Source organism: Thauera phenylacetica B4P (assembly GCF_000310225.1).
GTDB lineage: Bacteria > Pseudomonadota > Gammaproteobacteria > Burkholderiales > Rhodocyclaceae > Thauera > Thauera phenylacetica.
The window spans coordinates 1-6516 of the sequence record NZ_AMXF01000231.1 but is presented as its reverse complement, the minus strand read 5'-3'; the positions used below and the strand labels follow the sequence as shown (position 1 = coordinate 6516).

At 68.4% G+C, this 6516-nt stretch carries 9 protein-coding genes and 1 tRNA gene; 8 read left to right on the top strand and 2 right to left on the bottom strand.

Translation table 11 applies throughout. The features are described 5' to 3' along the window. The 8 genes from C667_RS19090 to rpoS form a co-directional block, all read left to right on the top strand. A partial coding sequence (locus tag C667_RS19090) for a phenylalanine--tRNA ligase subunit beta (RefSeq protein WP_004376557.1) occupies window positions 1-1229 on the top strand: 1229 nt, incomplete at its 5' end. 1 nt (window position 1230) lies between these two features. Next, window positions 1231-1536: an integration host factor subunit alpha gene (locus C667_RS19085; protein ID WP_004299096.1), complete on the top strand. Its 306-nt coding sequence runs from the start codon at window positions 1231-1233 to the stop codon at window positions 1534-1536. Beyond that, window positions 1517-1897, top strand: a complete 381-nt coding sequence (locus C667_RS19080; protein ID WP_004376554.1) for a MerR family transcriptional regulator — start codon at window positions 1517-1519, stop codon at window positions 1895-1897. The genes C667_RS19085 and C667_RS19080 overlap by 20 nt, the downstream gene beginning before the upstream one ends. Before the next feature lie 84 nt (window positions 1898-1981). Further along, a tRNA-Pro gene (locus C667_RS19075) sits at window positions 1982-2058 on the top strand. Window positions 2059-2208: 150 nt separating this feature from the next. Further along, the gene (gene surE, locus C667_RS19070) at window positions 2209-2952 is read left to right on the top strand and encodes a 5'/3'-nucleotidase SurE (protein ID WP_004376553.1); all 744 of its coding nucleotides are present in this window, start codon (window positions 2209-2211) and stop codon (window positions 2950-2952) included. Continuing rightward, window positions 2949-3602 carry a protein-L-isoaspartate(D-aspartate) O-methyltransferase gene (locus tag C667_RS19065; protein ID WP_004376550.1) on the top strand — a complete coding sequence of 218 codons (654 nt, stop codon included), beginning with the start codon at window positions 2949-2951 and terminating at the stop codon, window positions 3600-3602. The genes surE and C667_RS19065 overlap by 4 nt, the downstream gene beginning before the upstream one ends. Before the next feature lie 14 nt (window positions 3603-3616). Next, on the top strand, window positions 3617-4447 hold the full coding sequence (locus C667_RS19060; protein ID WP_004376548.1) for a peptidoglycan DD-metalloendopeptidase family protein: 831 nt from the start codon (window positions 3617-3619) through the stop codon (window positions 4445-4447). An 11-nt stretch (window positions 4448-4458) separates the two neighbouring features. After that, window positions 4459-5397 carry an RNA polymerase sigma factor RpoS gene (gene rpoS, locus C667_RS19055; protein ID WP_004376546.1) on the top strand — a complete coding sequence of 313 codons (939 nt, stop codon included), beginning with the start codon at window positions 4459-4461 and terminating at the stop codon, window positions 5395-5397. 9 nt (window positions 5398-5406) lie between these two features. Here the strand turns inward: rpoS and C667_RS19050 are convergent, their stop codons facing one another. Then, window positions 5407-6180, bottom strand: a complete 774-nt coding sequence (locus C667_RS19050) for a DUF2189 domain-containing protein (protein WP_004376544.1) — start codon at window positions 6178-6180, stop codon at window positions 5407-5409. A gap of 11 nt (window positions 6181-6191) precedes the next feature. Then, on the bottom strand, window positions 6192-6516 hold a 325-nt coding region (locus tag C667_RS19045; RefSeq protein ID WP_004376542.1), incomplete at its 5' end, for a lytic murein transglycosylase.

Here is a 6516-nt window from a genome sequence, read left to right as displayed (position 1 = left end):
CCGGCCCGGTGGTCGAGGCCGTCGCCACCGAAGCGCTGCCCGCGCGCGCCCCGGTGCGCCTGCGCCCGGCGCGTGCCCGCCGCGTCCTCGGCATCGTGCTCGGCGACGACGACATGCTCGCCCTGCTGCGCCGTGTGCATCTGCAGGTCGAGCGCAGCGGCGGCGACTTCCTCGTCACGCCGCCGTCTTGGCGCTTCGACATCGAGATCGAGGAAGACCTGATCGAGGAGATCGCCCGCCTGCACGGCTACGACAACATCCCGGCGGTCGCCCCGCAGGGCAGCCTGATGATGCTGCCGAGCACCGAGAGCGGGCGCCCGGTGTGGGCGCTGCGCCACCTGCTCGCCGCGCGCGGCTACCAGGAGGTGGTCAACTTCGCTTTCGTCGAGGAGGCCTGGGAGCGCGACTTCTGCGCCAACGAGAACCCGATCCGCCTCGCCAACCCGATCGCCAGCCACCTGAGCGTGATGCGTTCCAGCCTCATTCCGGGCCTGGTCGGTACGCTCGCCGCCAACCGCAAGCGCCAGATCGAGCGCGTGCGCGTGTTCGAGGTGGCGCGCGTGTTCGAGCGCAAGGCCGACGGTGAGCCGGTGCGCGGCTTTCACCAGGTGATGAACATCGCCGCGCTCGCAGCCGGACAGGTGGTGCCCGAGCAGTGGGGCGAGCGCGCGCGCAACGTCGACTTCTACGATGTGAAGGGCGATCTCGAGGCCTTGTTTGCGCCGCGCGAGCTTCAGTTCACCCCGCTCTCGCATCCTGCCCTGCATCCGGGGCGTGCCGCTGCCGCGCGCCTCGGCGGCCACATGATCGGCGTGCTCGGCGAGCTGCACCCGGTGTGGGTGCAGCGCTACGAGCTCGGCAGCGCGCCGGTGGTGTTCGAGGTCGCGCTCGACGCCGCGCTCGCGGACCGCGTCCCGGCCTATGCCGAGATCTCGCGCATGCAGGCGGTGCGTCGCGACCTCGCGCTGGTGGTGGGCAACGACGTCCCGGTAGAGCGCGTGCTCGAGGTGCTGCGCGAGGCCGCGCCGGTGCTCGTGCGCGAGATCGCGCTGTTCGACCTCTACCAGGGCAAGGGCATCGACCCCGACAAGAAGAGCCTTGCCTTCAAGGTATCGATGCAAGATACTCGACGCACCCTCGAAGACGCCGAAGTCGATGCGGCGATCGCCTTGCTCGTGGCGCATGCCGAAACCGTGCTGGGTGCGCGCCTGCGAGGCGCGGGAGCCTGACATGACCCTCACTAAGGCCGAGCTCGCCGACCTGCTGTTCGAGCAGGTCGGGCTCAACAAGCGTGAAGCCAAGGACATGGTGGAGGGCTTCTTCGAGGAGATCCGGACGGCGCTCGAGCGCGGCGACAGCGTCAAGCTCTCCGGCTTCGGCAACTTCCAGTTGCGCGACAAGCCGCAGCGCCCGGGTCGCAACCCCAAGACCGGCGAGGAAATCCCGATCACCGCCCGACGCGTGGTCACCTTCCATGCCAGCCAGAAACTGAAGGCCGCGGTGGAGCAACTCAGCGATGCAAGCAAGCAGCCCTGAACCCGGTGGCGAGCAACTGCCCCCGATTCCTGCGAAACGCTATTTCACGATCGGCGAGGTGAGCGAGCTGTGCTGCGTGAAGCCGCACGTGCTGCGCTACTGGGAGCAGGAGTTCACCCAGCTGAAGCCGGTCAAGCGCGGTGGCAACCGGCGCTACTACCAGCACCATGAGGTCATGCTGATCCGGCGCATCCGCCAGCTGCTGTACCAGGAGGGCTTCACCATCTCCGGCGCGCGCAACCGCCTCGGCGAATCGGCGATCCAGGAGCAGGAGAATGGCGTGGAGCTCGTGCAGTGCAAGGCCACGTTGAACGAGGTGCGCGCCGAGATCGCAGCCACGCTGCGGGAGTTGCGCGCCTGATCCCCGCGGTGCGCCACCGGTCGAGTCTTCCGCAGCAAAAATACTGGCGTTTCTGAAAACCGCTGCTATAATGGCTGCTTGTGTCGGGGCGTAGCGCAGCCTGGTAGCGCACTTGCATGGGGTGCAAGGGGTCGCGAGTTCGAATCCCGCCGCCCCGACCAATCAATCAAACCGGCTCTGGCCGGTTTTTTTGTTTGCGCCGTTCGCCGGCGTGCCGCCCGGTACGCCATGCTAATATCGCCCTTCCCGCCGGTCCGCGGCGCCCCTTGCAGGCCCTTGCAACCCCTCGCAGCCAACCGCACGGAATCAAGATGCGCATCCTGGTCAGCAACGACGACGGTTACTTCGCTCCCGGCATCGCGGCGCTCGCCGAGGCGCTCGGCACGCTCGGCCAGGTCACCGTGGTCGCCCCCGAGCGCGACCGCAGCGGTGCGAGCAACTCGCTGACGCTCGACCGTCCGCTCTCGCTTCGGCGGACCTCCAACGGTTTCCATCATGTCAATGGCACGCCCACCGACTGCGTCCATCTCGCGGTCACCGGCATGCTCGACCATCTCCCCGACATGGTCGTGTCCGGCGTCAATCACGGCGCCAACATGGGGGACGACACGGTGTATTCGGGCACGGTCGCAGCCGCGACCGAGGGCTTCCTGCTCGGCGTGCCGTCGATCGCGGTCTCGCTGGTGAGCAAGTCGGCTACCGACTTCACCGCCGCCGCACGCGTCGCACGCGACCTTGCCGAGCGCTTCATGCGCAATCCCTTCCCGCGCCCGGTGCTCCTCAACGTCAACGTGCCCGACGTGGCCTACGAGCGCCTGCAGGGCATCCGCGTCACCCGCCTGGGCAAGCGCCACAAGGCCGAGCCGGTGGTGCGCAGCGAGACGCCGCGCGGCGAGACCGTGTACTGGGTGGGCGCCGCCGGTGGCGCGGCCGACGCGGGCGAGGGCACTGACTTCCACGCGGTGGCCAACGGCTTCGTGTCGGTCACGCCGCTGCAGATCGACCTCACCCACACCGGCCTGATCGCGCCGGTCTTCGACTGGTTGCAGCGGTGAGCGTGCGCGCATCCGACCCCGGGCAGGCGTCGCGCGCGCGCGCGCGCATGGTCGAGCGGCTGCGCGCCCAAGGCATTCGCGACGAGCGCGTGCTCGCGGCGATGCAGGCGGTGCCGCGCCACGCCTTTGTGGACGAGGGGCTGGCCTTCAGCGCCTACGACGACACCCCGTTGCCGATCGGCTTCCAGCAGACCATCTCGCAACCCTTCGTGGTGGCACGCATGCTCGAGCTGCTGCGCAGCGGGCGCGAGCTCGGGCGCACGCTCGAGGTCGGTGCCGGTTGTGGTTACCAGGCCGCGGTGCTGTCGCTGCTCGCCACCGAGGTCTATGCGGTCGAGCGCATCCGCGGCCTGCTCGATCGCGCGCGCGCGAACCTGCGGCCGCTGCGCCTGCCCAACGTACGCCTGAAACTTGCCGACGGTAGCCTCGGTCTTCCCGAGGCGGCGCCCTTCGACAGCATCGTCGTCGCCGCGGCGGCGGTTGGCCTGCCGCCAGCACTAAAGGAACAACTCGCCCCGGCCGGGCGCCTGATCATCCCGGTTGGCGGAGCGGAACAGCGCCTGTTGCTGATCGAGCGCCAGGGCAACACCTTCCGCGAGACCTGGTGCGAGGCCGTGCGCTTCGTTCCCCTCATCGCGGGCACTGACTGAACACGGGTTTTTCGATGCACAAGAACACTCCTTCCCTCATCGCCCTCGTCGCCGCCGCGCTGCTTGCCGGCTGCGCCTCGCAGGGGACCGCGCCGGTGCGTGACGGCAGCGGGGTTTCCCCGGCACCGGCAGGTTCGATCGCGCAGAGCTCCGGTTATCACACCGTCCGGCCGGGGGAAACCTTGCTCGGTATCGCGCGCCAGTACGGCGTCACGCTGCCCGACCTGGTGTCGTGGAACCGGATCACCGATCCCGACCAGATCCACGTCGGCCAGACCCTGCGCGTGTCTCCGTCGGCTTCGGCGGGTGTCATCCCGGGGGCGGGCGGGGCGGTCGTGACGCCGATCCCGCCGACCGGATCCGCCGCTGGCACCGTCCCGACCGTGCGTGCGCCGGTCGGTGGCCGTGCCCCGGTGGTCGAGCCCGCGCCCGTCGAGACTCCGCCGCCCGCCGCAGCGGAAACGCTCCCCTCGGGGATGGCCGGGCAGTGGCAGTGGCCGGCCTCCGGTGGCGTCATCGCCGGCTTCAACGAAGCTTCGAACAAGGGGCTCGATATCGGCGGGGCGGTCGGCGAGCCGGTGTACGCGGCTGCTGCGGGCAAGGTCGTGTATGCGGGGAGTGGCCTGAGGGGCTATGGCAAATTGATCGTGATCAAGCATAATCAGGAATACAACTCTGTGTATGCTCACAACGACAAGCTGCTGGTCAAGGAAGACGACCAGGTCGCGCAGGGCCAGAAGATCGCCGAGCTCGGCAGTTCGGAAGCCGACCGGCCGAAGCTTCATTTTGAGATCCGCAAGCAGGGCAAGGCGGTCGATCCGACCGGATATCTGCCCGCACGCTGAGGAGGGTGAGGATGGAAGAACCGGTCAATCTTGATGAACTGGAAAGTCAGCAGGAACCGGATCTTCCACCCGAGGTGGAGGTGTTCTCGTTCCAGGCCCCGCCGGTCGTCGAGAACGAGTTCTTCAGCGACGTCACCCAGCTCTACCTCAACGAGATCGGCGCCAACCCGCTGCTGACCGCCGAGGAAGAGCTCGCGATCGCCCGCCGTGTGCGCATGGGCGATTTCGATGCGCGCCAGACGATGATCGAGCGCAACCTGCGCCTGGTCGTCAATATCGCCAAACACTACCTCAACCGTGGCATCCCGCTGCTCGACCTGGTCGAGGAGGGCAACCTCGGCCTGATGCATGCGCTCGAGAAGTTCGATCCCGAGCGTGGCTTCCGCTTCTCGACCTATGCCACGTGGTGGATCCGGCAGAACATCGAGCGCGCGATCATGAACCAGTCGCGTACGATTCGCCTGCCCGTGCACGTGGTCAAGGAGCTCAACCAGGTACTGCGCGCGCAGCGCCACATCGAGGCCGACTGCAACGGAGAGTCGTCCCTCGAGCAGATCGCGAACCGCCTCGGCAAGACGATCGAGGAGGTGCGCAGCATTCTCGCGCTCGGCGAACACACCGCCTCGCTCGATGCGCCGCTCGACATCGACCCGACGCTCTCGATTGGCGAATCGCTCGCGGATGAGCACCAGGTCACCGCCGACCTCCAGATCCAGTGCTCCGAGATCGAACACCTCGTGCGCGAATGGCTCGCGATGCTCAACGACAAGCAGCGCATGGTGATTCGCCACCGCTACGGCATCGACGAGTGCGAGCTGCTCACGCTCGAGGAGCTCGCCGAACGACTCGAACTCACCCGTGAGCGCGTGCGCCAGATCCAGCTCGAGGCGCTCGGCCAGCTGCGCCGCATCCTGCGCCGCCGCGGCATCCCGCGCGACGCGCTGCTCTAGGCGGGCGCCTCAAGCCTCCGGGAAGACTCGAAAGTAGAGATCCCGGCTCGCGTAGGCCATCACCGGCAGGCTCACCAGCAGCAGCGGAAGCGCCATGATGCTGCCCATGATCACCGCGGCGAGCAGGAAGGCCCAGCACATCATCACGCCGAAGCGGCCGAAGACCGCGCGCACGCTCGCCACCACGCCCGAGACCAGGGTGGCGCGGCCGTCGTAGATCAGCGGGATCGAGAAGGCTGACACCGCGAACAGGATGAAGGCCAGCAAGCCGCCCATGATCGCGCTGTAGCCGGCGTAGTCGAGCACCATCTGCTCGATCTGCAGCAGGCGCAGGAAGCCGATCGGCTCGCGGCCTACCATGAAGCCGTAGAGGATGCCGGCGTCGGTGATCCAGATCAGGAACAACAGCCCGCACACGAAGGACACCACCCAGCCGCCGCGCGGCATCTGGCGGAAGCCGCTCCAGATGTCGCCGAAACCGGGATTGCGGCCCTTGCGCAGCTTGTCCGAGACGCCGAAGAAGCCGGCGAGGAGGATCGGGCCCACGAGCATGAAGCCGCCGGCGAGCGACAGGCTCATCGGTGCGATCGCGCCGAACTCGAGGATGCCGAAGAGCAGCGCGCCGATCGCCACGAAGAGCAGCGCGAACCCCATGCTCAGCAGCGGGATCGCACGGAACTGGGCGAGGCCGAAGCGCAGCGCACCGCCGAGGTCGGCGAGGCCGAGCGGCGCGGGGCGCAGGGTGGTCGGATCGACGGACGGCGGTGGGGCGCTTGCAGGCATGGGCGGATCCTTCAGCGGCGTTCGGCGCGGATCTCCTCGACCAGCCGGCCCAGGCGCAGCGCCTCGGCGAGCTCGAACACCGACATGGCGTAGAAACTGCTGCGATTGTAGCGCGTGATGACGTAGAAGTTCCGGTAGCCGAGCCAGTACTCGGTGTCGGCGCCTGGGGTCTCCAGGTCGACCAGGGTCGCGGCGGCCGCGGCCGCGCGACCGTCGACGGTGGTGACGCCGTTGTCGGCGAGCATGGCGGGCGCGAGCGTCGGCTCGATGCCGGCCGTGACCAGGCTGGCGGCATCGGTGGCGGGTGACAGGCGGGCGCGCTCGGCCACCGGCGCG

What these genes read in the sequence shown, in the direction of transcription:
- C667_RS19060 (WP_004376548.1), top strand. Translation starts at nt 3,617, where the DNA reads ATGCACAAGAACACTCCTTCCCTCATCGCCCTCGTCGCCGCCGCGCTG.
- C667_RS19080 (WP_004376554.1), top strand. Translation starts at nt 1,517, where the DNA reads ATGCAAGCAAGCAGCCCTGAACCCGGTGGCGAGCAACTGCCCCCGATT.
- C667_RS19050 (WP_004376544.1), bottom strand. Translation starts at nt 6,180, where the DNA reads ATGCCTGCAAGCGCCCCACCGCCGTCCGTCGATCCGACCACCCTGCGC.
- C667_RS19085 (WP_004299096.1), top strand. Translation starts at nt 1,231, where the DNA reads ATGACCCTCACTAAGGCCGAGCTCGCCGACCTGCTGTTCGAGCAGGTC.
- surE (WP_004376553.1), top strand. Translation starts at nt 2,209, where the DNA reads ATGCGCATCCTGGTCAGCAACGACGACGGTTACTTCGCTCCCGGCATC.
- rpoS (WP_004376546.1), top strand. Translation starts at nt 4,459, where the DNA reads ATGGAAGAACCGGTCAATCTTGATGAACTGGAAAGTCAGCAGGAACCG.